General features: G+C 66.0%; 21 protein-coding genes and 1 pseudogene. 15 read left to right on the top strand and 7 right to left on the bottom strand.

Features of this window, described 5'->3' with window-relative positions:
* Nucleotides 1-29 precede the first annotated feature (29 nt).
* From AC3A3X_RS02095 to AC3A3X_RS02085, 3 genes and pseudogenes are all read left to right on the top strand, one after another.
* Nucleotides 30-440, top strand: coding sequence for a DUF4124 domain-containing protein (locus AC3A3X_RS02095; RefSeq protein WP_487581411.1), 411 nt, complete (start codon nt 30-32; stop codon nt 438-440).
* Between the two features lie 157 nt (nt 441-597).
* On the top strand, nt 598-2,310 hold the full coding sequence (locus tag AC3A3X_RS02090) for a proline--tRNA ligase (protein WP_487581410.1): 1,713 nt from the start codon (nt 598-600) through the stop codon (nt 2,308-2,310).
* A gap of 305 nt (nt 2,311-2,615) precedes the next feature.
* A pseudogene (locus AC3A3X_RS02085) lies at nt 2,616-2,978 on the top strand (H-NS histone family protein); the annotation flags it as partial.
* Nucleotides 2,979-3,112: 134 nt separating this feature from the next.
* Here the strand turns inward: AC3A3X_RS02085 and AC3A3X_RS02080 are convergent.
* A complete protein-coding gene (locus AC3A3X_RS02080) occupies nt 3,113-4,363 on the bottom strand; it encodes a threonine/serine exporter family protein (RefSeq protein ID WP_487581409.1) in 1,251 nt (416 codons plus the stop codon).
* 183 nt (nt 4,364-4,546) lie between these two features.
* Between AC3A3X_RS02080 and AC3A3X_RS02075 the strand changes: the two genes are divergently transcribed.
* The 4 genes from AC3A3X_RS02075 (at nt 4,547) to AC3A3X_RS02060 (ending at nt 8,123) form a co-directional block, all read left to right on the top strand.
* Nucleotides 4,547-5,665, top strand: a complete 1,119-nt coding sequence (locus AC3A3X_RS02075) for an MlaE family lipid ABC transporter permease subunit (protein ID WP_487581408.1) — start codon at nt 4,547-4,549, stop codon at nt 5,663-5,665.
* 2 nt (nt 5,666-5,667) lie between these two features.
* Nucleotides 5,668-6,492: an ABC transporter ATP-binding protein gene (locus AC3A3X_RS02070; RefSeq protein WP_487581407.1), complete on the top strand. Its 825-nt coding sequence runs from the start codon at nt 5,668-5,670 to the stop codon at nt 6,490-6,492.
* Nucleotides 6,493-6,555: 63 nt separating this feature from the next.
* Nucleotides 6,556-7,482, top strand: coding sequence for an MlaD family protein (locus tag AC3A3X_RS02065; RefSeq protein ID WP_487581406.1), 927 nt, complete (start codon nt 6,556-6,558; stop codon nt 7,480-7,482).
* Nucleotides 7,479-8,123, top strand: coding sequence for an ABC-type transport auxiliary lipoprotein family protein (locus tag AC3A3X_RS02060; RefSeq protein ID WP_487581405.1), 645 nt, complete (start codon nt 7,479-7,481; stop codon nt 8,121-8,123). Before AC3A3X_RS02065 ends, AC3A3X_RS02060 begins: the two co-directional genes overlap by 4 nt.
* Nucleotides 8,124-8,188: 65 nt before the next feature.
* Here the strand turns inward: AC3A3X_RS02060 and AC3A3X_RS02055 are convergent, their stop codons facing one another.
* Nucleotides 8,189-8,785, bottom strand: coding sequence for an alpha-ketoglutarate-dependent dioxygenase AlkB family protein (locus tag AC3A3X_RS02055; protein WP_487581404.1), 597 nt, complete (start codon nt 8,783-8,785; stop codon nt 8,189-8,191).
* A 102-nt stretch (nt 8,786-8,887) separates the two neighbouring features.
* On the opposite strand from AC3A3X_RS02055, the gene AC3A3X_RS02050 reads away from it, so the two are divergent.
* Nucleotides 8,888-10,531, top strand: coding sequence for an electron transfer flavoprotein-ubiquinone oxidoreductase (locus tag AC3A3X_RS02050; RefSeq protein ID WP_487581403.1), 1,644 nt, complete (start codon nt 8,888-8,890; stop codon nt 10,529-10,531).
* 34 nt (nt 10,532-10,565) lie between these two features.
* Nucleotides 10,566-13,415, top strand: coding sequence for a rhamnan synthesis F family protein (locus AC3A3X_RS02045; RefSeq protein ID WP_487581402.1), 2,850 nt, complete (start codon nt 10,566-10,568; stop codon nt 13,413-13,415).
* A gap of 19 nt (nt 13,416-13,434) precedes the next feature.
* Here the strand turns inward: AC3A3X_RS02045 and AC3A3X_RS02040 are convergent, their stop codons facing one another.
* The 4 genes from AC3A3X_RS02040 to AC3A3X_RS02025 all read right to left on the bottom strand — a co-directional run bounded on the left by AC3A3X_RS02040 (nt 13,435) and on the right by AC3A3X_RS02025 (nt 17,997).
* A complete protein-coding gene (locus AC3A3X_RS02040) occupies nt 13,435-14,061 on the bottom strand; it encodes a CoA transferase subunit B (protein WP_487581401.1) in 627 nt (208 codons plus the stop codon).
* Between the two features lie 28 nt (nt 14,062-14,089).
* The gene (locus tag AC3A3X_RS02035; RefSeq protein ID WP_487581400.1) at nt 14,090-14,830 is read right to left on the bottom strand and encodes a CoA transferase subunit A; all 741 of its coding nucleotides are present in this window, start codon (nt 14,828-14,830) and stop codon (nt 14,090-14,092) included.
* Between the two features lie 109 nt (nt 14,831-14,939).
* Nucleotides 14,940-16,493 carry an alginate O-acetyltransferase AlgX-related protein gene (locus AC3A3X_RS02030; protein WP_487581399.1) on the bottom strand — a complete coding sequence of 518 codons (1,554 nt, stop codon included), beginning with the start codon at nt 16,491-16,493 and terminating at the stop codon, nt 14,940-14,942.
* Between the two features lie 10 nt (nt 16,494-16,503).
* Nucleotides 16,504-17,997, bottom strand: coding sequence for an MBOAT family O-acyltransferase (locus AC3A3X_RS02025; RefSeq protein ID WP_487581398.1), 1,494 nt, complete (start codon nt 17,995-17,997; stop codon nt 16,504-16,506).
* Nucleotides 17,998-18,138: 141 nt separating this feature from the next.
* Here AC3A3X_RS02025 and AC3A3X_RS02020 point away from each other — a divergent pair, with 141 nt between their 5' ends.
* Nucleotides 18,139-19,059, top strand: coding sequence for an ATP-grasp domain-containing protein (locus AC3A3X_RS02020; protein ID WP_487581397.1), 921 nt, complete (start codon nt 18,139-18,141; stop codon nt 19,057-19,059).
* 23 nt (nt 19,060-19,082) lie between these two features.
* Nucleotides 19,083-19,904: a methyltransferase domain-containing protein gene (locus tag AC3A3X_RS02015; RefSeq protein ID WP_487581396.1), complete on the top strand. Its 822-nt coding sequence runs from the start codon at nt 19,083-19,085 to the stop codon at nt 19,902-19,904.
* A gap of 24 nt (nt 19,905-19,928) precedes the next feature.
* On the opposite strand, the gene AC3A3X_RS02010 is transcribed toward AC3A3X_RS02015, so the two are convergent.
* On the bottom strand, nt 19,929-21,341 hold the full coding sequence (locus AC3A3X_RS02010) for a mannose-1-phosphate guanylyltransferase/mannose-6-phosphate isomerase (protein WP_487581395.1): 1,413 nt from the start codon (nt 21,339-21,341) through the stop codon (nt 19,929-19,931).
* A gap of 220 nt (nt 21,342-21,561) precedes the next feature.
* Between AC3A3X_RS02010 and AC3A3X_RS02005 the strand changes: the two genes are divergently transcribed.
* From AC3A3X_RS02005 to AC3A3X_RS01990, 4 genes are all read left to right on the top strand, one after another.
* On the top strand, nt 21,562-22,308 hold the full coding sequence (locus tag AC3A3X_RS02005; RefSeq protein WP_487581394.1) for an electron transfer flavoprotein subunit beta/FixA family protein: 747 nt from the start codon (nt 21,562-21,564) through the stop codon (nt 22,306-22,308).
* Entirely contained in the window at nt 22,308-23,249 is a 942-nt protein-coding gene (locus AC3A3X_RS02000) for an electron transfer flavoprotein subunit alpha/FixB family protein (protein WP_487581393.1), read from the top strand. The genes AC3A3X_RS02005 and AC3A3X_RS02000 overlap by 1 nt, the downstream gene beginning before the upstream one ends.
* 85 nt (nt 23,250-23,334) lie before the next feature.
* Entirely contained in the window at nt 23,335-24,771 is a 1,437-nt protein-coding gene (locus AC3A3X_RS01995; protein WP_487581392.1) for a UbiA family prenyltransferase, read from the top strand.
* Nucleotides 24,771-26,069 (top strand): FAD-binding oxidoreductase, encoded by a 1,299-nt coding sequence (locus AC3A3X_RS01990; RefSeq protein ID WP_487581391.1) that lies wholly within the window; start codon nt 24,771-24,773, stop codon nt 26,067-26,069. Before AC3A3X_RS01995 ends, AC3A3X_RS01990 begins: the two co-directional genes overlap by 1 nt.

Genomic DNA, 26,069 nt, shown 5'->3' with positions numbered 1-26,069 from the left:
TCTCCCGCTCCCAACCGCCTGGAGCCACCATGCCCCGCCAGTCCTTCCGTCTGCTGCCCGGCCTCATCGCCGGCCTGTGCCTGGTCGTTGCCCTTCCCGCTTCGGCGGCCAAGGTGTACCAGTGGAAGGACGCCCAGGGCGTCACCCACTACGCCGATGCGCCACCGCCGGGCCAGGAGTACAAGAACCGCGGGCAACATCAGGACACCGGCAAGCCGGCGCCGACCGCTGCCGCAAAACCGGTGGTCAATTCCAATTGCAGCAACGCCCGCAGCAACCTGGCCGTGCTGCAGGGGAACCAGCCGGTCGCCATCGACGAGGACAAGGACGGCAAGCCCGACCGCAGCCTCAACGACAGCGAGCGCGCCAACCGCACCCAGTTGGCCGAGGCGCAGATCAAGACCTATTGCGAGGGTGGTCCGGTCGCCAGCGGCGGCTGACCGACCTGTGCAGGAGCGAGCTTGCTCGCGAACAGGCGCTCGGCCACTGGTCAGGCCTGATCGCGAGCAAGCTCGCTCCTACCGCCGTTGCTGCCATGCCCGGCAGTGGCTCCGCGCATGGCAAAATGGCCGCTTCCCTACGTCCGAAGCCGAGCCGATGCGCCTGTCGCAGTTCCACCTCCACACCAGCAAGGAAACGCCCGCCGAGGCCGAGATCGTCAGCCACAAGCTGATGCTCAAGGCCGGCATGATCCGCAAGCTCGCCGCCGGCCTGTACACCTGGTCGCCGCTGGGCCTGCGCGTGCTGCGCAAGGTGGAGCGCGCCGTGCGCGAGGAAATGAACGCAAGCGGTGCGATCGAAGTGCTGATGCCTTCGGTGCAGCCCAGGGAGCTGTGGGAGGAAACCGGGCGCTGGGAGAAGTTCGGCGGCCAGCTGCTGAAGATCCAGGACCGCAAGGAGGCCTGGTACTGCTACGGCCCCACGCATGAGGAAGTCATCACCGACTTCGCGCGCCAGGAGCTGTCGAGCTACAAGCAGCTGCCGGTCAACTTCTACCAGATCCAGACCAAGTTCCGCGACGAGATCCGCCCGCGTTTCGGCGTGATGCGCGCGCGCGAGTTCCTGATGAAGGACGCCTACTCCTTCCACCTCAGCGACGAGGACCTGGGGGCCGAGTACAAGAACATGTACGACACCTACGGCCGCATCTTCACCCGCCTGGGCCTGAAGTTCCGCGCCGTCTCGGCCGACTCCGGCGCCATCGGCGGCGCGGTCTCGCACGAGTTCCACGTGCTGGCCGAGTCCGGCGAGGACGCGCTGGCGTTCCATAGCGGCTCGGACTATGCCGCCAACGTCGAACTGGCGCAGGCCGCCGCGCCCGGTCCGCGCGCCGCCGCAAGCGAAGCGATGCGCAAGGTCGACACACCGACGCAGAAGACCTGCGAGGACGTCGCCGCGCTGATGGGCATCGCGCTGCAGCGCACGGTCAAGTCGGTGGCGATCATCGGCGCCGACGCCGACGGCAACGACCAGTTCGTGCTGGCGCTGGTGCGCGGCGACCACGTGGTCAACGAGATCAAGCTGTCGAAGCTGGCCGGGTTGGGCGAGTACCGCCTGGCCACGGAGGCCGAGATCGTGGCCCACCTGGGCAGCGAACCCGGCTTCCTCGGCCCGGTCGCGCCGCGCCAGGCCATCCGCGTGATCGCCGACCGCAGCGTCGCCGCCATGGCCGATTTTGTCATTGGCGCCAACGAGGCCGGGTATCACCTGGCGGGCGTCAACTGGGACCGCGACCTGCCCGAGCCCGACGTCGTTGCCGACATCCGCAACGTGGTCGAGGGCGACATCGCCCCGGACGGCCAGGGCACGATCGGGCTTGCCCGCGGCATCGAGGTCGGCCACGTCTTCCAGCTCGGCCGCACGTACGCCGAAGCGATGAAGCTGACCGTGCTCGACGCCAACGGCAAGGCGGCAACGCCGGCCATGGGCTGTTACGGCATCGGCGTGTCGCGGATCGTGGCGGCCGCGATCGAACAGAACAACGACGACAACGGCATCGTCTGGCCCGAGGCGATGGCGCCGTGGCTGGCGGTGGTGTGCGTGATCAACCCCAAGGGCGACGCCGCCGTCGCGCAGGCCGCCCAGGCGCTGTACGCCGAACTCAATGGCGCCGGCATCGAGACCGCGCTCGACGACCGTGGCCTGCGCCCGGGCGCGATGTTCGCCGACATGGAACTGATCGGCATCCCGCACCGGGTCGTCGTCTCCGAGCGCGGCCTTGCGGCCGGCACGTTCGAGTATCGCCACCGTCGCGCCAGCGAGGCGGAGAATCTCGATCGCGGCGCACTGATGGCCAGACTCGGCAAGTGATCTCGGCAACAAATCGGCCACTTCCGGCGCGGTCCTGCTGGCCGCGCCGGATAATCCTTGATATTTGCCTGATTTACGTGGCGGGCGCCGCGGGATTATCATCCTGCGCTGCCTGAACGGTTCTGGCTGCCTCCTCACCGGCGCCGCCGTCTCCAACCGCAATGTTTCCAACCGCAACGTCTCCTGCGGCCTTTGCCGCTGCCGGCCCCCGCCCCGGTCGTTCCTTCCGGTAATCGGCCCGGTATTCCAACGGATCCATTCACGCCTGACATTCCGCCCGTAATTCCACCCTTACCGGAGGTTTCATGTCGATCGATATCACCTCGCTGTCGGCGAAAGAACTCGACGCCCTGATCAACCAGGCCAAGAAGCGAAAGACCACGCTGAACAGGCGCAAGCCGGTTGCCACGGTCCGCAAGAAACTCACCCAGCTGGCCAAGGCCGAGGGTTACAGCATCGCCGAGCTGTTCGGCGGCGGTGCCCCGGCGCGCACGGCCAAGCCGACGAGCAAGGCCGCTCCGAAGAAGGCACGCAAGGCGATGGGCAAGGTAGCGCCCAAATACCGCAACCCGGCCGACCCGGCCGAAACCTGGACCGGTCGCGGCAAGCAGCCGCGCTGGCTGGCCGCGCATACCGCGGCCGGGCGCAGGCTCGAAGAGTTTCTGATCAGGTAACTGTTGAGATTACCCCGCCTGCCCGGCGGGATTGAATCTGATCTGTAGGAGCGAGCTTGCTCGCGAATCGCGTATCGGCCACGTCGACGCCTGATCGCGAGCAAGCTCGCTCCTACCAACAACGGGCCTTACAGATTGCGACGCGCCGGCAGCAGCAGGTTGCCGAACAGCAGGCCGGCGACCAGGGCCAGCAGGATATTGAGCACCGCCAGCAGCGCGGCCTGGCCGGCATCGACGTCCTGCTGCTGGATCAGGGTCAGGAAGCCGCGCAGGCTGGCACTGCCCGGCACCAGCATGATGATGCCGGGCACGCGCAGGATCGCGCCGGGCCGGTTCCACCAGCGCGCATAGGCATTTCCGGCGGCGGTCAGCACGAGCGCGGCCAGGAAGATGCCGGCCGGGCTGCCGAAGGCCTGTCCGCCGAATCTGGAAATCAGGTAACCGCTGGCCGCGGCCGCCATCACCTTCGGGTAATCGCGACGGCTCGCCCGGAACAGCACCGCGAATGCGAACGAGGCCAGCGCCAGCGCCGCCCACTCCACCCATTCCGGCTGCGGCCGCGACGCCCGCACCTGCGCATCGAGCCCGATCATCTCGGCCAGGTACAGCGCGATCACGGTGCCGATGGCGAGCTTGAGCACGGTCGTCAACGCACCGGCGAAGCGGGCCGTGCCCGACACCAGGTGCTGGCTGGTGAGCTCGTTGACGGCGTTGGTCAGCCCCATACCGGGCAACAGCACGATCAGCGAGGCGATGATGACGGTGTTCTGGTTCAACGGCGCCACGTAGGTGGCGACCAGCAAGGTCACGCTGGCGGCGAACATCGCGGCGACCGCTTCGAGTGGCTCCTTGAACCGCGGCTGCGCTTCCGACACCTGCACGAACAGGCCGATCAGCAGGCCGTTGGCGCCGGCCACGCAGATGTCCAGCCACGGCAGGCGCAGCACGCCGGCGATCGCGGTCGCCGCCAGGCAGTAGCCAAGCACCTGCATCGCGCGCGAGCGCCACGTCGGTGGGCGGTCGAGCGCGCTCATCTGCGCGTGCGCCTCGGCCAGGCCGAGGCGTCCTGCGACGACGTCTTCGGCGATGCGGTCGGTCTCGGCCAGGCGGTACAGATCGTTCTCGCCGGGAGGCAGGCGGATCACGCGCGTGGTGTCGCTGTCGCCCGGCGGCCGCTGCGGGTCGCTGAAGGTCAGGATCATGCCGGTCGGATTCGACCAGGGTTCGCACTCCAGCCGCAGCTGCTGCGCGACCGCGCTGATCGCACCCTCGAGCCTCTGCGCGGTGGTGCCATAGGCATGCAGGCGCTCGGCCAGCTCGATCACGAAATTGATCCGGGCGGCGTAGCTGGCGGCGCTCAGGGGAGACGGATTCGACATGGCGCGAAGAATGGCATGCGAAGCGGCGCTCTTGTAGGAGCCAGCTTGCTGGCGATCAGGCGTTACCGCCACCGACAGGCTGGATCGCCAGCAAGCTGGCTCCTACAACTGGCCTGCGATTCAGTCGCAATCCCCCTTCGCCAACCGCGGCCTCCGACTCAGGTATCCTCGCGCCGAGGCTCCATGACCGATACGACCGCGCACCCGCCGCTGATCGCCGCCGATGGCCACGCGCCGTCGCGTCTTCGCCTGAGCGGCAGCTGGACCCTCGACTACGCCACCCAGATCGGCGAGGCGCTGCTGGGTGCGCCCGATTCCATCGCCGCGGTCGATGCCACCGGGGTCGACCGCATGGACTCGGTGGGCGTGCTGCAGCTGTTGCGCTTCGCCCGGCGCCACGGCATCGAATTCGATGCCTTCACCTTCCATGACGACCATCGCGCGCTGGTGACGGCGATCGAGGACGTCGCCGACGACCGCCCGCGCCGCAAGCGCGAGTACGGCTTCAGCGCAGCGCTGGCACGCCTGGGTTTCGCGGTGAGCGACAACTACCGCGAGGCGCGCGCGCTGATCGGCTTCTTCGGCGAGACCCAGCTGAAGCTGCTGCGCATGTTCAAGGAACCTTCGCGCTTCCGCCCTACCGCGACCGTGCACCACATGGAACAGGTCGGCCTCGACGCGGTGCCGTTGATCGCCCTGCTGTGCTTCCTGGTCGGCGCGGTGGTCGCCTTCCTCGGCGCCAACATCCTGGCCGACTTCGGCGCGCAGATCTACGTCGTCGAACTGGTCAGCATCGCGTTCCTGCGCGAGTTCGGCGTGCTGCTGACCGCGATCGTCCTGGCCGGCCGCACCGCCAGCGCCTTCACCGCGCAGATCGGCGCGATGGTCAGTCGCGAGGAAGTCGATGCGATCCGCACGCTCGGCATGGACCCGATCGACCTGCTGGTGATCCCGCGCATGCTGGCGCTGCTGGTGATGCTGCCGCTGCTGACCTTCATCGCGATGGTCTTCGGCCTCATCGGCGGTTTGACGGTCGGCGCCTACAACCTCGACATTCCGCCGCCGCAGTATCTGGCGCGCATGCACGAGACGATGGAGTTGCGCCACTTCCTGGTCGGCCTGGTCAAGGCACCGGTGTTCGCTCTGCTGATCAGCCTGATCGGCTGCCTGGAGGGGCTGCAGGTCGAAGGCACCGCGCAATCGGTGGGCGAACGCACCACCTCCAGCGTCGTGCAGTCGATCTCGATGGTGATCGTGCTCGATGCGTTCTTCGCGATCTGGTTCATGGAAATGGGCATCTGAGCATGACGCAGATCATCCACTGCCTGCCCGACCACGAAGAGCCGATCGTGCGCGTGCGCGGGCTGAGCAACCGCTTCGGCGAGCAGGTCGTGCACGAGGACCTCGACCTGGAAGTGCGCCCCGGCGAGATCCTCGGCGTGGTCGGCGGCTCGGGCACCGGCAAGTCGGTGCTGATGCGATCGATCCTCGGCCTGCGCCGGCCCGATGCCGGCGAGATCGAAGTGCTCGGCCTGGATGCGCGCAGCGAAGACCCGGACCTGCGCCGTGCGATCGAGCGCAACACCGGCGTGCTCTTCCAGGACGGCGCGCTGTTCTCGTCGCTGACCGTGGGCGAGAACGTGCAGGTGCCGCTGAAGGAGTACCACAGCGACCTGCCCGACTCGCTGCGCTATGAACTGGCGTTGCTCAAGGTCAAGCTCGCCGGCCTGCCCGCAGACGCGCTCAACAAGCTGCCGTCGCAGCTGTCGGGCGGCATGCGCAAGCGCGCCGGCCTGGCGCGCGCACTGGCGCTGGACCCGCCGCTGCTGTTCCTCGATGAACCCACCGCCGGCCTCGACCCGATCGGCGCGGCCGCGTTCGACCGCCTGATCCGCACGCTGCAGCAGGCACTGGGCCTGACCGTTTTCCTGATCACACACGACCTCGACACGCTTTACGCTATCTGTGACCGCATCGCGGTGATCGCCGATCGCAAGGTGATCGCCTGCGCACCGCTGGCCGAGGTCGAACAGATGGATCATCCGTGGGTGAGGGAATACTTCCATGGCCCTCGTGCGCGTGCCGCGCAGCAGACCAGGCAACGCGACCTGGAGGTCGGCGCCCGATGAATGTCATGCACCTGAAGCACTCAACCCCCAATCCAGATACAGCCCCAGACCCGCGGTCCTGACATGGAAACCAAGGCCAACTACGTCCTCATCGGCGCGTTCACCATCGTGGTGACGTTGCTGTTGCTGCTGTTCGCCTTGTGGGCGGCCAAGTACACCTCGGAGAAGGACTGGCGCAACTACGCCGTGCTCTTCACCGAACCGGTGACGGGCCTGACCGAAGGCAGCCCGGTGCAGTACAACGGCATTTCGGTCGGCACTGTCGAGACGCTCCGGCTTGCGCCCGACGACCCGCGTCGCGTGATCGCACTGCTGCGCCTGCAGGCCAGCGCGCCGATCAAGACCGACACCCGCGCCAAGCTGTCGATCCAGGGCATCACCGGCAGTCCCTTCATCCAGCTCACCGGCGGCAACCCGGGCAGCCCGGCGCTGGCCGACGTCGACCGCCGCGAGACGCCGGTGATCCAGACCGAGGCCTCGGCGCTGCAGAACATCGCCGACACCGCCAACCGCCTGGTCGCACGGATGGACCAGGTGCTGAGCGACGAGAACGTCAAGCGCGTGTCCAACACGCTGGCCAACATCGAGGCGGCCACCGGTGCGATCGCCGACCAGCGCGAGGACCTGCGCACGCTGATCACCAGCGCGCGCAAGTCCAGCGAACAGTTGTCGGTGACCCTGACGACCACCAACCACGCCGTCGAAAGCGTCGACCGCGAACTCGTGGCCAAGTTGCCCGGCCTGATCGCCAAGCTCGACAGCACGCTCACGCGCCTGGACTCGGCCGCCAACAACGCCAACGGCGTGCTCGCCGACAACCGCAGCGCCATCAACAGCTTCGCCAACGACGGCCTGGCCCAGCTCGGGCCGACCCTGGGCGAGCTGCGCCTGCTGGTGCGCGACCTGCGTCGCATCTCCGACCGCCTCGACAACAACCCGACCCGCTACCTGCTTGGCCGCGACGCGCCCAAGGAGTTCGAACCCAAATGACGACGCGAGCGAACCTGGCGCCTGCCCTGGGACTGTCCCTTGTCCTGGCCCTGCTTTCCGGCTGCTCGATCCTGAGCGACAAGCCGCGCAACACCGCGACCATCTACGCCCCCGAACCGCGTGTGCAAGCTGACCCGGACTGGCCAACGGTGACCTGGCAGCTCGCGCTGACGCCGCCGGTGGGCGCGCGCGTGATCGACAGCCTGCGCATCGCGGTGCGGCCGACGCCTGGCGAGATCCAGATCTACAGCGGCGCGCAGTGGGCACGACCACCGTCGGAGATGCTGCAGGACACCCTGCTGCGGACCTTCGAGGACTCCGGACGGATCGCCGCCGTCGCGCGCCAGGGCAGCGGTATGGCGGCAGACTTCAAGCTGGTGCTGGAGATACGCCGCTTCGAATCGGACTATGCCGGGCAGGCCGTGCCGGCGGCAACGATAGAAGTGGCCGCCAAACTGCTCAACACCCGCGACCAGAAGATCGTCGCCGCGCGCACGTTCCTGCAGGCGCAGCCGGCGACGAGCACCGCGGTCGCCGATGTCGCCCGCGCATTCGAGCAGTCGCTGGTCGTCGTCGGCCACGACATCGCCGGCTGGACACTGGTCAGCGGCCAGAACTACAAGCCCGCAGCGCGATCGTAGGAGCGAGCTTGCTCGCGATCGGGCATCACCGGCGCGCAAAGGCCAGGTCGCGAGCAAGCTCGCTCCTACAGCGGCGCGGACTGGATCTGCCGGAACGTCAGGTTGATGCGCGCGCCGATCGGCCGCGCCGTGCGCGGCAGTGCGTGCCGGTAGTTGCGCTGGGTCGGGCCGGACATCACCAGCAGGCTGCCATGGGGCAGTTCCAGCGTAAGGCGCTGTTGTGGCTGCGCGCGTGACTTTAGGGCAAAGCGCCGCGGCGCCCCCAGGCTGACCGAGGCGATGACCGGGGCGGGGCCGAGTTCGGGCTCGGCATCGCTGTGCCAGCCCATGGCGTCGTTGCCGTCGCGGTAGAGATTGGCCAGCACGCTGTTGAAGTCCATGCCCAGCTCCTCGCACAGCCGCTCGCGCGCCGGCTGCAGCGCCGCAGGCCATGGCCGGGGCTCGAAACGTACGCCGGAGTAGCGGTAGCCGGTGCCGGGATCGCCGATCCAGCAGCTCAGCCGCGGCGAATCGACCTCGCGGCCGAACAGGCGGATCCGGTGCACTTCCCAGGCCACCTGCTCGCGCAGCGCCGCGAACAGCGCATCGGCGTCGCCCGGATCCAGCCAGTGCCGGTCCAGGCGAAGTTCGGCATTGGCCAGGGGCAAGGGCGACAGGGGCATGCGCCCACGCTATCACCTAGCCTTTGGCGTCGATTTGCCCGTCCCTGCGCAAAACCGCGACAATCCACGGTTGTAGAGCCAGCCGCACGCGGAGCCGCCAGCATGAGCCAAACCGACACCACTGCCGACACGGTCGAGCGCGACGTCATGGAGTACGACGTCGTCACCGTCGGCGCCGGTCCGTCCGGCCTGGCGTTCGCGATCCGCCTCAAGCAGCTCAATCCCGACATCTCGGTGTGCGTGATCGAGAAGGCCTCGACCATCGGCGCCCAGATCATCTCCGGCGCGGTGATCGAGCCTGGCCCCCTCGACGCGCTGCTGCCGGGCTGGCGCGACAACCCGCCGCCGATCTGCGTGCCGGCGGTCAAGGACGAGTTCTGGCTGCTGAGCAAGACCGGCCACACGCCGCTGCCGATCCCGCCGGGCATGCACAACCGCGGCAATTTCATCGTCAGCCTCGGCGCGATGTGCGCCTGGCTGGCGCCGCAGGCCGAAGCCCTCGGCGTGGAAATCTATCCCGGCTTCGCCGCCTCCGAGACCCTGCACGACGCCGACGGCACCATCGTGGGCGTCCGCATCGGCGACATGGGCGTGGCCAAGGACGGTTCGCACAAGCCTGGCTTCACCGCCGGCATCGACATCCGCGCCAAGGTCACCGTGCTGGCCGAGGGGGCGCGCGGCCACCTGACCAAGCGCCTGGTGAAACAGTTCAAGCTCGACGCCGACAGCGACCCGCAGTGCTACTCGATCGGCCTTAAGGAACTGTGGCAGGTGCCGGAAGACCGCGTCGAGCCGGGCAAGATCGTGCACAGCTTCGGCTGGCCGGCCGACAACCAGACCTACGGCGGCAGCTTCCTGTACCACCTGGACAAGGGCCGCATCGCCCTGGGCTATGTCAGCGGTCTGGACTACAAGGACCCGGAGTACAAGCCGTGGGAGGCCTTCCAGCAATGGAAGAACCACCCCTCGGTCAAGCCGCTGCTGGAAGGCGGCAGCATCCTGTCGGCCGGCGCACGCGCGATCGTCTGCGGCGGCTGGCAGTCGTTGCCGAAGGTCGAGATGCCGGGCGCGTTGCTGATCGGCGACACCGCCGGCCTGCTCAACGTGCCCAAGATCAAGGGCACCCATCAGGCGATCCGCTCGGGCATGCTCGCCGCCGAGCACCTGGTCGCTTCGCAGCTGGCGCCGCAGGGCTTCGACGCGAAGCTGCGCGCCTCCGAAGCGATGGCCGAGTTGAAGAAGGTCCGCAACATCAAGCCCGGCTTCAAGCGCGGCCTGTGGTTCGGCATTCTCAACTCCGCGTGGGAGACGATCACCGCCGGCCTGTCGCCGTGGACCTTGAAGGTCAAGCCCGACTGGTCGTCGCTGGACAAGGTCGGCGAACACGAATCGCCAAAGCGTGACTACATCGATCGCAGCCTCGCCCCACGCGATCGCCTGCAGAGCGTGTACTACGCCGCGACCGAGCACGACGAGGACCAGCCGGTGCACCTGAAGGTGCGCGACACCTCGATCTGCGTCACCCGCTGCGCCGAGGAGTACGACAATCCGTGCACGCGCTTCTGCCCGGCCAATGTCTACGAGATCGTCAGCGACGTGCGTGCCGATGGGAGCGAGGGAAAGCGCCTGCAGATCAACGCCGCCAACTGCGTGCACTGCAAGACCTGCGACATCAAGGACCCGTACGAGATCATCGATTGGGTGACGCCGGAAGGCGGCTCGGGGCCGAATTACCAGAACCTGTGACAGCCTCCTTTTCTCTGTCCAGGAAGTACTTGTGATGGCCAGGTCGATCGGCAAAGTGCTGGCTGCCGCGCGCGAAGCCGTGGATCGCCACGGCGGCGGGTGGACCGGAAGCGTCGCGGTCATACGCAGGAGCTACAAGGTCCTGCGCGCCCTGGGCCTGGGCGGATTGCTTCGGCGCATCAGCGGCGCGGCGGTGCGTACTTCGGCACCGACGGCTCCACTGTCGGACGTAGCCTTCCCACAACCGCGTCCTGTCGCCGAGATCACCCTGAAGGCCGGCGTCATGGCGCATGTCTTCTACGCCGACCTGATCGAGGAATTCGCCGAGTACCTCGAGCACATTCCCCAGCGCTTCGTGCTGATGGTTTCGGTCATCGACGAGGACGCCAGGCGCCAGGCGGAAGCGCGTTTCTCGCGCCTGGCACAGGTATCGGCGCTGCATGTCCGGATCGTCCCGAATCGTGGGCGCGACATCGCGCCGATGCTCGTGACCTTCCGCGAAGAGGTACTGGCGCTCGACCTGGTCTGCCACATCCACACCAAGAAGTCGTTGTACACGGGCAGCGAGCAGAGCGATTGGCGACGCTATCTGCTGCAGTCGCTGCTGGGCACGCGCGAGCGCGTCGGCTGGATCCTTGGCATGTTCCAGGCGATGCCGGAGCTGGGAATGGTGTACCCGGAGAGCTTCCGTTCGGTCTCGCTCGCCGCACACACCTGGCTGAGCAATGTCGAGCGGGCGCGAGAGATCGGCGATCGCATCGGCATGGCAATCATTCCGGGCGCATATCTGGATTTCCCGGCCGGCTCGATGTTCTGGGCGCGGGTCGATGCACTGCGCCCGCTGTTCGAACTGGGCTTGGCGACCTCAAGTTTTCCAGTAGAGGCGAAGCAGAACGACGGAACACTGCAACACGCACTGGAACGGCTGCTGGCCGAGGTTGCCAGGCATGGCAATTACGTCCTGGGAATCCTTCCCGACGACGGCGAACTCGTGCTGCGCAGCGAAGGTGCGCGCAACTGGCACAGGCATTTCGACGTGGCGATCGCGGAACAGATCTTCACCCGCTCGATCGAAGCGGACGTGGTTTCATTCGATGTCTTCGATACGTTGGTAGTTCGCCCGTTCCTGACCCCGGCGGGCTCGCTTGCCTACCTCGAGCACCAGGCACGGCAGCGGTTTGGAATCGAGCGGTTCGGCCAGCTTCGCCAGCGCGCCGAGGCGCGGGCCCGGGCGCGCGCAGGCGGCGATATCGGCATCGGGGACGTCTACCAGGCACTGTCCGGGCTGGGCGAATCCCGCGGCCTCGACGTGCAGGCGCTGTTACAGATGGAACTGGAACTGGAGCGCAGGCAACTTCGCGCCAGGATCGCCGTCAGCGAGAGTGCCGCGCGCCTGACCAGGGCGGGCAAGCGTGTTGTCGCCGTCTCTGACATGTACCTGGGCGAAGCGCTTCTGCGCGATCTCCTTCCTGATTCCGTCGCCGATGCGATCGAACGCTTCCATGTCTCCTGCGACACCGGCTGGCGCAAGGACAGCGGCGAGGCCTGGCGGCAATTGCCGGCCCTTCTGGGCGTGGATCGCCAGAGCTGGCTGCACGTCGGAGACAACGAGCACTCCGACAAGCAACTCCCCGAAGACCTGGGCTTCATGACGCCGGTGCATGCGATCAGGCCGTCCTCGCTGCTGGAAGTCGTGCCCGCATTGAGGCGTCTGCGCCCGGCACCGGAACAGGCTGCGCGCTGGTCCGATCAGTTGTGGCTTGGATTGATCGCCAATCGCTTCGGTGAACTGGCCGATCGTGATCCGCAGGCGTTTGGCACGGCAATCCGCCTCGATGATCCCGAGGCGGTGGGCTACATCGTCTTCGGTCCGCTGCTGCTGGATTACCTGACCTGGACAACACGCCTCGCGTTGCAGGAAGGCGCCGGGAAGATCCTCTTCCTGAGCCGCGAGGGCTATCTGCTGCAACGGGCCTTCAAGAAGCTGCAGGCCTACATGCCGGCGACGGCGGAACTCGAAGGCTCCTACCTGCTGGCGTCCCGGCGAGCGATCGGAACTGCGACCGTTCGCGGCATCGACGACGTCCACGATCTGTTGGGCGGCACGTTTACCGGCTCCCTTCGACAATTGCTCGTCGCGCGGATGGGCCAGGGAATCGCCGACGCGGTGACCGACGTCATCGGCGTGAAGGCCGTCTCGGCGGAAGTATTCCTGCCGGAGATGCGCGAAGCGATCGTCGCCATGCTGCGTCCTGCCGAGGCCCGCCTCCTGGCGGTGGCGACGCGCGAGCGAGATGCCTATCTGGCCTACTGGTCGCGGGAAGTTGGCGACTCCCGCGTGATCGTGTCCGATGTCGGATACGCCGGCACCATCCAGTCACACCTGGGAAAACTGACGGGAGAACCGCTGACCGGGGCGTATTTCGCCCTCACCGCCCGGGCAGGCCAGACCGACCTGCGCGGTGGACGCGCGGTGGCCCGATTCCACGATGAACGTTTGCAGCCAGGTGAAGACAGCCTCATCCTTCGCCACGATCTCTTACTGGAATCGATCCTGACCGCGCCGGACCCGCAGTTCTCCCATTTCGATCGGGACGGCAATCAGCTCACGCCGCGCTACGTCGAGCAGACCGGAGCGCGCAACTCGTTCACCGAAGTTTCGAAGGTGCACCTTGGCGTAGAGGCATTCATCGCCGATGTGGGCGACGTCGTCGGCGCCGATGCCTTGACGATGGAGTTTGATACTGCGTTGGTGCAGCAGCCGCTGGGCTGCCTGGGCAGTGGAGCGTGGCGACCAGGCGCATGGCACCGCGGCATCACGGTAGATGACCATTACAGCGGACGCGGCTCTGTTGCGATGCAATCGCCCGGAGCCGCCGCTTAGGCCTGTTGCGGTCGCCGCATCAGGCCAGCTCGACTCCGGTCTTCTCGCGCAGCTCCGCTTCACTGACACCCGGCGCCAGTTCGACCAGCTTCAGTCCCTGCGTCGTCACGTCCATCACCGCCAATTCGGTGATGATGCGATTGACCACGCCGACGCCGGTCAGCGGCAGCGTGCACTGCGGCAGTATCTTGTGCTCGCCGCTCTTGGCGGTGTGCTCCATCAGCACGACCACGCGCTTGACGCCAGCGACCAGGTCCATCGCGCCGCCCATGCCCTTGACCATCTTGCCCGGCACCATCCAGTTGGCCAGGTCGCCCTGGTCGGTCACCTGCATCGCACCGAGGATGGCAAGGTCGATATGGCCGCCGCGAATCATCGCGAACGAGTCGTGGCTGCCGAAGTAGCTCGCGCCCGGACGTGCGGTCACTGTCTGCTTGCCGGCGTTGATCAGGTCCGCGTCGACTTCGGCCTCGGTCGGGAACGGGCCGATGCCGAGCAGGCCGTTCTCGCTCTGCAGCCACACGTCCATCCCGTCGGGGATGAAGTTGGCCACCAGCGTCGGCAAGCCGATGCCGAGGTTGACGTATGCGCCGTCGGTGAGTTCCTGCGCGGCGCGCTGCGCCATCTGGTCGCGGGTCCAGGCCATGGGTATGAGTCCTTGTGAATTCGGGGTGTCAGCCGGCGCGCACGGTGCGCTGCTCGATCCGCTTTTCGGGGTTCGGGTTGTGGACGATGCGGTCCACGTAGATGCCCGGCAGGTGGACCTGGTCGGGATCGATCTCACCCACCTCGACGAGTTGCTCTACCTCGACGATGCAGACCTTGCCGGCCATCGCGCAGGCCGGGTTGAAGTTGCGCGCGGTCTTGCGGAACACCAGGTTGCCGGACTTGTCGGCCTTCCAGGCCTTGACCAGCGAGACGTCGGCCTTGAGCGCGGTTTCCATCACGTAATGGTGGCCGTCGAACTCGCGCGTCTCCTTGCCTTCGGCCACGATCGTGCCGTAGCCGGTGCGGGTAAAGAAGGCCGGAATGCCGGCGCCGCCCGCACGCAGGCGTTCGGCCAGCGTGCCCTGCGGGTTGAACTCGAGCTCGAGCTCGCCCGACAGGAACTGGCGCTCGAATTCCTTGTTCTCCCCGACGTAGGACGAGATCATCTTCCTGACCTGCCGGGTCGCCAGCAGCAGGCCGAGGCCGAAGCCGTCGACGCCGGCATTATTCGAGATGGCGGTCAGCCCTTGGACCCCACTGTCGCGCAGGGCCTCGATCAGCGCCTCGGGAATGCCACACAGGCCGAAGCCGCCGACCGCGAGGGTCTGGTTGTCGGCGACGACGCCTGCCAGCGCCTCGCGCGCTGTCTGGTAAACCTTGCTGCTTCGGTGGGCGCCGGCTTGTGTCGCGGCGATGACGTTGGCCATCGGGTGACTCCTCGGGAGTGCTTCGTTATCCCGGGAGTCTAACCCGCCACCTCCCTTTGACCCACCGTACGTTCGGCCACCCTCTACACCTTCAACCGGGCGGCTGCAGCTAATGGCCCGGTTCTGGGGTTCCACCCGACGCCGGGCCGGCAACGAATTCGAGCCCCCGCACTGCGAACTGCCGGCAGCCCACCTTGGTTTCGGCATCGAGACGGACCCGCTCGATCGTCAAGTCATTCCGCCAGCCCGGCACCTTGCGCAGATCCAACACGTTCTGCCCAGGCGTCAGCTTGAACCTCGCGCTGTGCCGTTCCTGGAAAGAGGGTTCCCCCCTGACCCACCAGAACAGCTGCACGGGCACCTGCCCGCCCGGCTCGAAGCATTCGATGTCCAGCCGCACGAGCGGCGCGTCCCCACTGGTGACGGGCCTGCGCAGCGGGAAGACGATGAACGGGTCGGGACCGGTGATGCTGTAGCGACCATCCACAACAGACAGGTCCTTGGTCTTCACCGCCGCGGCAATCGACGCTCCCGGCCCGAGCACTGGCTGCTGCGAACCGGGCCTCTCCCGCGGGGGGAGCGTTGTCAACTCGTCGGATCGCGACAGCCGCTCGGCAACCGTAACGAACACGTAGTCCGGCTTCCAGCGATCCACCAGCTCGACCATCTGGCCGGGCTTGAAGGCCTCCAGCCAGTGCAGCTGCACCACTTCGGAGAATGTGGCGGCCATCAGCGGCGACATGGCGGTGCCAAACGAGTCGCGCAGCCAAAGCACCCTCGCCTTGTTCAACGCTTGCGGAGACGTCACCAGCAACGGCTTCTTCTGGGCCCCGATGAGCGGGTTACCACCGGTGCCGACGACCCGCTGACTGTCCAACTCTGTACGAACGGTATCAATCGCGCGGCTCTGCAGACCGACCGACACTTCCGTGTCGGCAACATCATCGGAAATGCGCAGGAACCGGGTCAGATCGCCGCCTGGAGCGGGTTCCACGACGCGAGCGGCCAGGTCATCGGGACTCGGCCAGCGAAGCTGCGGATCGACTTTCGCCACATCCTGCGCCAGTACCGCAAATGCCACCCCTGCGCCGAACCTGTTCCAGTGGGAATCGGCGCGGTAGTACAGCGGCTGACGGGAATCGTGCCTCGCCTTGCGCAGTGCGGGACGAAGATCGATGGGATGAAAGTCGCGAGCGCCCTTCAACAGTCCATCAGTCGCCGAAGGTGATGCGGGCTGCGCCCATGCGGGCAGAAATTCGGGGTAGATCGACTCCTTGTCGGGCGCGATCATCATCCGATACGCGCGCACGCCGCGTGCTTTCAGCCAAAGATCCCACGCATGTCCGGCATTGCCGATCCGCTGGCCCATGTCCAGCATGGCCGGGGTCTCGCCGACCCTGGCCATGGTGCGACCGTGCTCATACCGGTCGCCCAGGTAGAACCAGCCCTGGCGGCCGACAACCACCTGCGATGGCGCGGTGCTGATGCCGAACTTCGACAGCAGGACGTTCGCCCGCTCGGACAGCAGGTCCATGTTGAACAGGAACTCCTGACGCCACCATTGCTTGCCCTTGAGCGGCATGCCATGGAGGAGATTGAAGCCAGGAATGATGGCCGTACCCAGCAGTACGACGGCAATGAATGCAAGAACGCGTTTTCTCATGGCCGCGGTATCAGAAGTTGAAGTAAAGGAACACGGTGCTGCTGGCAGCGAGCGTGAAGTACAGCGCTACGCAGAACAGCGATGCACCGACCAGCATCTTGTTCCAGCCAATCCGGCCCGTTGCGTACTCCAGTGAGTTCTTCTGCGCGACCAGCACGAAGGCAATGGCGATGGCCCCCATGGTCACCAGGCCAGGCACGAGGCCGTTTGGCAGCACCTTCAGCAGAGGATCAGCCAGCCAGCCGGCCCAGGCCAGGTCGGATGTCGGAATCGCGGAAACGGCGGGGCCGGAAATGGACCCGAAGTCCGCCATCCCGGTCAGCACGCGCTCTGCATCCGTCAACGTCTTGGCGCGAAAGAACACCCAGGCGAAATTGACGAAGAAGAAGGTCAGCAGCCATGCCAATGCGCGCGGCATCGTCATTCCGAGCTTCTGCCAGAAGCGGTGCACGACCAGCGCAGCACCATGCAACGCGCCCCAGATCACGAACATCCACGTCGCCCCGTGCCAAAGACCGCCCAGCACGAAAGTGAGGAACAGGTTCACATAGGTGCGCGAGACTCCGAAACGATTCCCGCCGAGCGGAATGTAAAGGTAGTCGCGGAGAAAGTTGCTCAGCGTGATGTGCCAGCGCCTCCAGAAATCCTGGATGCTCAGCGCCTTGTACGGCGAGTTGAAGTTGATCGGCAGCCAGACATTGAAGAGCAGCGATGCGCCGATGGCCATGTCGCAATAGCCACTGAAATCGAAGTACAGCTGGAAGGTGTACGACAGACTGGTGGCCCAGGCGGCATAGAAGTCCAGCGCCTGTGCGCCGTCGAAGCCGGCATTGGCCCATACCGCGAAGGTGTCGGCGATGACGACCTTCTTGAACAGTCCGATGGAAAAGATCAGCAGGCCGCGCTGGATGTTCGGGTAACGTGGCGCCAGGGTCCAGCGCGATGCGAACTGCGGCATGATGTCCCGGTGATGTACTACCGGTCCGGCGATCAGGTGGGGAAAGAAGGTGACGAACAACGAATAGTTCAGGAGGTCGTATTCGGCTGTTTCTCCACGGTAACTGTCGACCAGATAGGCGATCTGCGTGAACGTGAAGAAGCTGATGGCCAGGGGCAATACGATCTGCGGCAGCGCGATCGCCGTGCCGAAGGCGAGGTTCACGTTGTCGAGGAAGAAGTCGGTGTACTTGTAGTAGCCCAGAAGCAGCAGGTTGGCGGCGATGCCCACGATCAGGACAACCTTGCGGTTGACGCCGTTGTGGCGCGGTCCCGGGTCAGCGCCTGGATGGCTTTGCGCAAGTCCGGTGCCGATCGCGAAATTGATCACGATCGATATCAGGATCAGCGGCAAATAGCGGACATCCCAATATGCATAGAAATACAGGCTCGCCAACACCAGCCAGGACTTGCCGGCGACGACCATGCGCTTGGAGTTCAGCCAGAAATAGACCGCAAATGAGGCAGGCAGGAAGAGCAGAATGAACTGCCACGAGCTGAAGAGCATTCTTGAACCCCGGGTGCAATGGCTTGGTCCTGGCACTTGGACCATTTATCGTTGTCACGCCCCATTCGGAACGCGGTGCCCCCGGGCGATTCTAGCCGATGGACAGCCTTCGGTTCCCACGTAATCCACTAGACTCCAGCCATGCCTCGCCTCGCCCTGGTCACCGCCATCGCCGCAGCCGCCCTGGACGAGGACCTCGTACCGCTACTCGATGCCTGCGCGCATGCCGGCATCGCCGCGCAGGTCCGCGCCTGGGACGACCCTTCGGTCGCCTGGTCGCGTTTTGACGCCGTGCTGCTCCGCTCGCCCTGGGATTACACCGAGCGTCTTTCCGAGTTCCTGCGCTGGTGTGAACGGGTGTCTGCCCAGACCCGGTTGATCAATCCGTTGGCGGTGGTGCGCTGGAATACCGACAAGCATTATCTGGCCGATCTCGCGGCAAGAGGCGTCCCATCGGTGGCAACGACCTTCGTCGAACCCCATGAAGACCCCTTGCCCGCTCTGCAGGCATTCCTTGCCGGTCACGCGGACGTCGGGGAGTTCGTGGTCAAACCGGCCGTTGGAGCCGGTTCTCGCGACACTCAACGCTACCTGCGTTCGCAGGACTTCGCGGCAAGCAATCACTTGGCTCGCCTGTTGGAGGCCGAACGCAGCGCGATGCTGCAGCCGTACCTGGCTTCGGTGGATCGCGACGGTGAAACGGCGCTGATCTACTTCAACGGCTGCTTCAGCCATGCGATTGGCAAGGGCCCCATTCTGCGGCGGGACGAGGCTCCGACAGTCGCATTGTTCGCGGCGGAAGCGATCACGGCGCGGGTGGCGGGCAAGGATGAACTGGCTGTGGCAGAACATGCTCTCAAGGCCGTCGGGCAGGCACTGCGACTGACGGCCCCACTGACCTATGCCCGGGTCGACCTGATACGTGACGGTGACGGCAACGCGTGCCTGCTGGAACTGGAATTGTGTGAGCCGTCGCTGTTTTTCGCGCAGTCCCCCGGCAGCGCCGAACGTTTCGCAGGCATTCTGACCGCCCTTGGAACGGACAAGGTGGGATCCCCGTGATATTCAGGAAGGCCCCGGAACCGATGGGCAGATTCAGCAAGATCACTGCCGCGATCAACAAGGCTGGAAAGGGCTTGGAAATTGGACCAAGCCACAATCCGGTCATGCCCAAGCGCGATGGATATGACGTGGAGACCGTCGACCACCTCGACCGGCAGGGCCTGATCGAGAAGTACCGCGAGCATGGTGTCGACCTGTCCAGGATCGAACCCGTCGATTACATCTGGACCGGGCAACCGCTGTCGGAGCTTATCGGCCATACCGATCGCTACGACTGGATCATCGCTTCCCACGTCATCGAGCACGTGCCCGATGTCATCGGTTTCCTTCGAGAATGCATGTCGCTGCTCAAGCCCGACGGTGTGTTGTCGCTTGTCGTCCCGGACCGCCGCTGCTGCTTTGATTATCTTCGCTTTCCCAGTTCCAGCGGAGCCATGATCCAGGCCCACCTCGACGGCAGGGAGCGACACTCGCCCGGTCAGTTGTTCGACTATGTCGCGACCGTCTGCAACCTGGGAGGTCGAATCGCCTGGAAGCAGTCCGATTCTGGCGAACTCCAGTTCGTGCATTCCGTGGAGCAGGCCAGGTCCATGATTCAAGGCTACGTCACGCATACAGGCTACGTCGATCTGCATGGCTGGGTTTTCACGCCGAGCACATTCCGGCTTGCGATGTCGGACTTCAACGCCATGGGGCTGGTCGAAATGCACGAAGTCGCGCATTTCGAGGCGTGCGACAGCGAGTTCTTCTTCAGCTACGGCCGGGGGGGGCCCACGGAAGCGGTCGATAGACTCGCACTGTGCAAACAGGCGATGCAGGAAGTGGTCAACGGTAACCTGAGCTAACGCAGCCGACGTTACGGACGCCCTTCACGAGCGCCCGTAGACGTCCTCCAGGCGAACGATGTCGTCCTCGCCAAGATAGCTGCCGGACTGCACCTCGATCAGTTCGACCGGTTCGGTTCCGCGGTTGCGCAGGCGATGGACGCTGCCCAGCGGGATGTAGGTGCTCTCGTTCTCGTGCAGGTCGAACACGCGGTCGTCGCACGTGACTTCGGCCACTCCGGAGACGACGACCCAATGTTCGGCGCGATGGGCGTGCTTCTGCAGGCTCAACGCCGCGCCCGGCTTGACGACAATCCGCTTCACCTGGAAGCGCGGCCCGACCCCGATCGAGTCGTAGCTGCCCCAGGGACGATAGACCTTGCGATGGAACAGGTGCTCCTGGCGCCCGGCGCTCTTGAGCCTGTCGACCACGGCCTTGACGTCCTGCACGCGGTCCTTGCGAGCCACCAGTGTCGCGTCGGGCGTGTCGATGATGACGAGATCCTCGACGCCGATCGTCGCGACCATCCGGCGCTCCGATGCGCGCACGAGGCTGTCGCGCGTGTCGACGGCGATGACGTCCCCTTCATAGCGGTTGCCCTCGTCATCGCGTTGCGCCACCGACCACAGCGACGACCAGGAACCGATGTCGCTCCAGCCGCAACTGACCGGTACCACCGCGGCACGGCCGGTCTTTTCCATGACCGCATAGTCGATCGAATCGCTGGGACTGGCGGCGAATGCGTCGTGGTCGATGCGGATGAAGTCCAGGTCGGCTGCCGAGCCGGCGATTGCGGTGCGAGCCGCCTCCTGGATCCTCGGCGCATGCAGCGCCAGCTCGTCGATGTAGCGTTGTGCGCCGAACAGGAACATCCCGGAGTTCCATGCATAGGTGCCCTCGGCCACGTACGACTCGGCCGTGGCCTGGTCGGGCTTCTCGACGAAACGCTGGACCTGGTAGCCGCCATTGCCGAGCGATGCCCCGCGCAGGATGTAGCCATAGCCGGTCTCGGCGTAGTCCGGGGTGATGCCGAACGTCACCAGCCAACCCTCGTGTGCGAGTGTCGTCGCGGCATCGACCGCGGCGCGGAAGGCGCTTTCGTCCTCGATCAGATGGTCGGCCGGCATCACCAGCAAGGTCGCCTCGGGATCGCGCCGCAGCGCATGCAGCGCGGCCAGTGCGATCGCGGGCGCGGTGCTGCGCGCGACCGGTTCAAGCAGGATGCCGCCGCTGGCGATGCCGATCCCCTGTAGCTGTTCGCCTACCATGAAGCGGTGGTCCTCGCTGCAAACCGTCACCGGCGCCTGTGCGCCGGGCAGCTTGCTGGCCCGCAGGACGGTCTCCTGATACAGCGAGTGATCGCCGACCAGGGCCAGGAACTGCTTGGGCTGGTTCTGCCGCGACAGCGGCCACAGTCGGGTCCCGCTGCCGCCGCTGAGAATGACCGGATGAAGCATTTCGACTCCGCATGGGGTGGGCGGGCAGCAGGGTAGCGGATCGGGCCGGCAAATGGCCCTCTCCGGCCGTCACGGTCCCCATTCCGGATAACGCAATCCACCGCCCGGGCCGCCATGGGACGGCCAGAACCATGCGCCTGCGTAGGGCGCCCGCTCTCGGCTAGAATTGGGGGTTCTCGGCCCTTGTCGGCCGCGCACCCCCTACAGGAACCCCCGAACGATGAAGATCCTCGTCGGTTACAAGCGCGTTGTGGACTTCAATGTCCGCATTCAGGTCAAGCCGGACGGCTCCGGCGTGGTCACCGACGGCGTCAAGCTGTCGCCCAACCCGTTCGACGAAATCGCCCTGGAAGAGGCGCTGCGCCTGCGCGACAAGGGCATTGCCACCGAGGTCGTGGTCGCCACGATCGCTCCGGCCGACGCCCAGGCGCACCTGCGCAACGGGCTGGCCATGGGTGCCAACCGCGCCATCCACGTGGTCAGCGACGCCCCGATCCAGCCGCTGACTGCCGCCCGCGCCCTGCTCAAACTGATCGAGAAGGAGCAGCCGGACCTGGTCATCCTGGGCAAGCAGGCCATCGACGACGACGCCAACCAGACCGGCCAGATGCTGGCCACGCTGTGGGGCCGCCCGCAGGCCACGTTCGCCTCGAAACTCGAGGTCGCTGACGGCAAGGCCACGGTCACCCGCGAGGTCGACGCCGGCCTGGAAACGCTGGAAGTCGACCTGCCGGCCGTGGTCACCACCGATCTGCGCCTCAACGAGCCGCGCTTCATCAAGTTGCCCGACATCATGAAGGCCAAGAGCAAGCCGATGGAGTCCATCGCCTTCGCCGACCTCGGCGTCGACACCGGCGATACCCTCAAGACCACCCACTACGCCGCGCCGGCCAAGCGCAGCAAGGGCGTGATGGTGAAGGACGCGGCCGAACTGGTCGCCGCACTCAAGCAAAAGGGGCTGCTGTAATGAGCAAGGTACTGATCGTCGCCGAACACCTGGACGGCAAGCTCAACGCCTCCACCGCCAAGTGCGTGTCCGCCGCGCAGGCTCTCAAGCCCGAGACCATCGACATCGTGGTGCTGGCGACCGATCCGGCGGCCGTCGCCGCGCAGGCCGCGCAGATCGCCGGCGTCGGCAAGGTCCTGACCGTCGCCAACGTCGCCAACGCCCATGCCATCGCCCAGGTTCTGGCACCGCAGATCGCCAAGGCCGCCGCGGGCTACAGCCACGTCTTCGGTCCCAGCACCACCTTCGGCAAGGACCTGATGCCGTGCGTGGCCGCCCTGCTCGGCGTGGCACAGGTGTCCGACGTCATGGCGGTGGAAGGCAGCCATACCTTCAAGCGCCCGATCTACGCCGGCAACGCGATCATCACCGTCGAAGCGCCCGGCGATCACACCGTGGTCGCCACCGTGCGTACCGCCTCGTGGCCTGAAGCTGCCAAGGGCGGCAACGCCGCTGTCGAGGCCATGTCGGTCGACGCGGCCCTTCCGGCCCACACCCGCTTCATCGGCCTGGCCGCCGGCAAATCCGACCGTCCCGACCTGCAAAGCGCCAAGCGCGTGGTCTCCGGTGGCCGCGGGGTCGGTTCTGCCGAGAACTTCAAGATCGTCTACGACCTGGCCGACAAACTCGGCGCTGCGGTCGGCGCCTCGCGTGCCGCCGTCGACGCCGGCTACGTGCCCAACGAACTGCAGGTCGGCCAGACCGGCAAGATCATCGCCCCGGAGCTGTACATTGCCGTCGGCATCAGCGGCGCGATCCAGCACCTGACCGGCATCAAGGATGCGGGTACCATCGTGGCGATCAACAAGGACGGCGATGCGCCGATCTTCGAGATCGCCGACATCGGGCTGGTGGGGGACTTGTTCCAGATTCTGCCGGAGTTGGAAAAGGCGATCGGTTGACCTTCGACGCGGGCAGGCGTGCCGCCGGCAATGACGCGCCGGCGGCCGTCCGCTCGCCCGTGCAGTTCTGATTGGAGGGGACGCGATGCGTCAGGAACAAGGCCGTCACGAGGAACCGGTCGCGCTGTGCGTCGACCTGGACGGTACGTTGTTGCGATCCGATGTGCTCTACGAGTCGGTGCTCGCTTTGCTCGCCAGGAACCCGTTGTACCTTCTCCTGCTGCCGTTCTGGCTGCTGCGGGGCAAGGCTGCGCTGAAGCACGAAGTAGCCAGTCGCGTCGACCTCGACGTTGCATCCCTGCCCTATGACGAACGCCTGATTGCGATGCTCGGCGCGACGGCGACTCGCCCCCGCGTGCTGTGCACCGCCAGCAACGGCAAATTCGCCACTGCGATCGCCGACCACCTGGGCGTATTCGACCTGGTGATCGCCAGCGACGAATCGCGCAATCTGTCCGGCCGGCGCAAGGCGGACATGCTCGTCGAACGTTTCGGCGCGAAAGGTTTCGACTATGCCGGCAATGACGTTTGCGACCTGGAGGTGTGGGAGCGCGCCCGTGCCGCCTGGGTCGTCAATGCCCCCGACTCGCTCGCGCAGCGGGCCGCACGCGTCAGCCAGGTCGAGCAGTACCTGCCACCGGCCCGCAGCGGCCTCAGGACGTGGTTGAAGGCCATCCGACTGCACCAGTGGTTGAAGAACCTGTTGGTCTTCCTTCCCCTGTTCGCCTCGCACCGTTTCCTGGACGTGGCTTCGGTCGTACCGGCGGTCGTGGCCTTTGCGGCATTCGGGCTGTGCGCGTCTGGCGTCTACGTGCTCAACGATCTGCTCGACTTGCCCTCGGACCGCGCGCATCCGCGCAAGCGAAAACGCCCGTTCGCGGCCGGCTTGCTGCCGTTATTGCATGGCATCATCGCGGCGCCGCTTCTGACCGCCGCCGGATTCGCGCTGGCTTTCTGGGTGAGCTGGCAGTTCGCCGGCATCCTGCTGTGCTACTACGCGATGACGCTGGCCTATTCGCTGCGGCTCAAGCGCGTGGTGATGGTCGACGCGGTGCTGCTTGCCGGCCTGTACACCATCCGCATCATCGGCGGCGCAGCCGCGATCGGCACGGCGCTTTCGTTCTGGCTGCTCGCATTCTCGATGTTCGTGTTCCTCAGCCTGGCCATGCTCAAGCGCTATACCGAGCTGGCGACGATGCTGGCCAATGGACAAATGGCGGCGAGCGGCCGCGGTTACATGGTCGAGGACCTGCCGCTGATCCAGTCGCTTGGCGCGGCCAGCGGCTACTGCTCCGTCCTCGTGATCGCGCTCTACATCAACAGCCCGGAGAGCCTGGCGCTCTATCGCCATCCGCAGGTGCTGTGGCTGATCTGTCCGATGCTTCTGTACTGGATCAGCCGCGTCTGGGTGAAGGCGCACCGCGGCCTCATGGACGACGATCCGGTGATTTTCGCCGTGACCGACCGGGTCAGCCAGGTGGTCATCGCGATCTGCGGACTGTTAGTCCTCGGGGCAATGTGATGGCAACCGGCGCCTCCTGGGGCAGGTATCCACCGGTCCGGGACCAGTGCAGCGTCGACCTGTCGAACCGCGATGCCGCGCTGCCCCACTTCGAAGGCAGCGCACTGCCTTACGGCCATGGCCGCAGCTACGGCGACAGCTGCCTGAATCCAGGCGGGACCATCCTGCGTACACGCGGCCTCGACCGCCTCATCGCGTTCGACCCGGCAACGGGAGTGCTGCAGTGCGAAGCCGGGACCACGCTATCGGAAATCATCGACCTTGCGCTGCCGCAGGGCTGGTTCCTGCCAGTAACGCCAGGCACCCGCGAGGTCACGGTCGGCGGCGCTATCGCCAACGACGTCCATGGAAAGAACCATCACCGCGCAGGCACGTTCGGCCACCATGTGCTGGCAATGGAGTTGCTGCGCAGCGACGGCGAGCGTCTCCGGCTCGTCCCGGACGATCCGGCCGGACTGTTTGAAGCGACCGTCGCCGGCCTTGGCCTGACCGGTGTCATTACCTGGGCCTGTCTGCAGCTGCGTCGGGTGCCAGGACCGTGGATGGAAGTCGAGTCGATCCGCTTCGACAACCTCGATGAGTTTTTCCTCTGGTCCGCGCAATCGGCCCCGCTGTTCGAGTACACCGTGGCGTGGATCGACTGCCTCGCCCGCGGCAAGTCGCTGGGACGCGGCCACTTCCTGCGCGCCGACCATGCCGCCGGCGATGGACGGTCCGTGCCGAAGCCCTCGGGGCTGGCGATGCCCTTCGTCCCGCCACTGTCGCTGGTCAACAAGGTGAGCTTGCGGCCGTTCAACTGGCTTTACTACCACCGCCAGCGGCAGAAGCACAAACGCGACTTCAGCCACTACGCTCCCTATTTCTATCCGCTGGATGGCATCGCGCACTGGAATCGCATGTACGGTCCGCGCGGCTTCCTCCAGCATCAGTCCGTGCTGCCACCTGGCACCGCGCGCGAGGCGCTGGCGGACATCCTCGGTGAGATTTCGCGCAGCGGAACGGGCTCGTTCCTGGCGGTACTGAAGGAATTCGGGGACCGTCCGTCTCCCGGAATGCTGTCGTTCGCACGTCCGGGAACCACGCTCGCCCTGGACTTCCCGAACGATGGTGGCGGAGTGTTCCGCCTGCTCGACCGAATCGACTGTGTGGTCGCCAGTGCCGGCGGCGCGGTTTATCCGGCGAAGGACGCCCGCATGTCGGGCGAGCTGTTCCGTCAGGCCTTTCCGCGCTGGGAGGATTTTTCCCGTCACGTCGACCCACGATTCTCGTCCGGCTTCTGGCGCCGGGTAATGGAGTAA

The sequence above is a fragment of the Lysobacter sp. Soil_N_23 genome (genome assembly GCF_057656135.1).
This window is presented reverse-complemented; position numbering and strand designations above follow the sequence as displayed.

Coding starts and splice junctions, on each gene's coding strand:
- AC3A3X_RS02005 (WP_487581394.1), top strand. CDS start 21,562: ATGAAGATCCTCGTCGGTTACAAGCGCGTTGTGGACTTCAATGTCCGC.
- AC3A3X_RS02015 (WP_487581396.1), top strand. CDS start 19,083: ATGGGCAGATTCAGCAAGATCACTGCCGCGATCAACAAGGCTGGAAAG.
- AC3A3X_RS02035 (WP_487581400.1), bottom strand. CDS start 14,830: ATGGCCAACGTCATCGCCGCGACACAAGCCGGCGCCCACCGAAGCAGC.
- AC3A3X_RS02090 (WP_487581410.1), top strand. CDS start 598: ATGCGCCTGTCGCAGTTCCACCTCCACACCAGCAAGGAAACGCCCGCC.
- AC3A3X_RS01995 (WP_487581392.1), top strand. CDS start 23,335: ATGCGTCAGGAACAAGGCCGTCACGAGGAACCGGTCGCGCTGTGCGTC.
- AC3A3X_RS02080 (WP_487581409.1), bottom strand. CDS start 4,363: ATGTCGAATCCGTCTCCCCTGAGCGCCGCCAGCTACGCCGCCCGGATC.
- AC3A3X_RS02095 (WP_487581411.1), top strand. CDS start 30: ATGCCCCGCCAGTCCTTCCGTCTGCTGCCCGGCCTCATCGCCGGCCTG.
- AC3A3X_RS02000 (WP_487581393.1), top strand. CDS start 22,308: ATGAGCAAGGTACTGATCGTCGCCGAACACCTGGACGGCAAGCTCAAC.
- AC3A3X_RS02040 (WP_487581401.1), bottom strand. CDS start 14,061: ATGGCCTGGACCCGCGACCAGATGGCGCAGCGCGCCGCGCAGGAACTC.
- AC3A3X_RS02055 (WP_487581404.1), bottom strand. CDS start 8,785: ATGCCCCTGTCGCCCTTGCCCCTGGCCAATGCCGAACTTCGCCTGGAC.
- AC3A3X_RS02070 (WP_487581407.1), top strand. CDS start 5,668: ATGACGCAGATCATCCACTGCCTGCCCGACCACGAAGAGCCGATCGTG.
- AC3A3X_RS02075 (WP_487581408.1), top strand. CDS start 4,547: ATGACCGATACGACCGCGCACCCGCCGCTGATCGCCGCCGATGGCCAC.
- AC3A3X_RS02050 (WP_487581403.1), top strand. CDS start 8,888: ATGAGCCAAACCGACACCACTGCCGACACGGTCGAGCGCGACGTCATG.
- AC3A3X_RS02025 (WP_487581398.1), bottom strand. CDS start 17,997: ATGCTCTTCAGCTCGTGGCAGTTCATTCTGCTCTTCCTGCCTGCCTCA.
- AC3A3X_RS02045 (WP_487581402.1), top strand. CDS start 10,566: ATGGCCAGGTCGATCGGCAAAGTGCTGGCTGCCGCGCGCGAAGCCGTG.
- AC3A3X_RS02020 (WP_487581397.1), top strand. CDS start 18,139: ATGCCTCGCCTCGCCCTGGTCACCGCCATCGCCGCAGCCGCCCTGGAC.
- AC3A3X_RS02065 (WP_487581406.1), top strand. CDS start 6,556: ATGGAAACCAAGGCCAACTACGTCCTCATCGGCGCGTTCACCATCGTG.
- AC3A3X_RS02060 (WP_487581405.1), top strand. CDS start 7,479: ATGACGACGCGAGCGAACCTGGCGCCTGCCCTGGGACTGTCCCTTGTC.
- AC3A3X_RS01990 (WP_487581391.1), top strand. CDS start 24,771: ATGGCAACCGGCGCCTCCTGGGGCAGGTATCCACCGGTCCGGGACCAG.
- AC3A3X_RS02010 (WP_487581395.1), bottom strand. CDS start 21,341: ATGCTTCATCCGGTCATTCTCAGCGGCGGCAGCGGGACCCGACTGTGG.
- AC3A3X_RS02030 (WP_487581399.1), bottom strand. CDS start 16,493: ATGAGAAAACGCGTTCTTGCATTCATTGCCGTCGTACTGCTGGGTACG.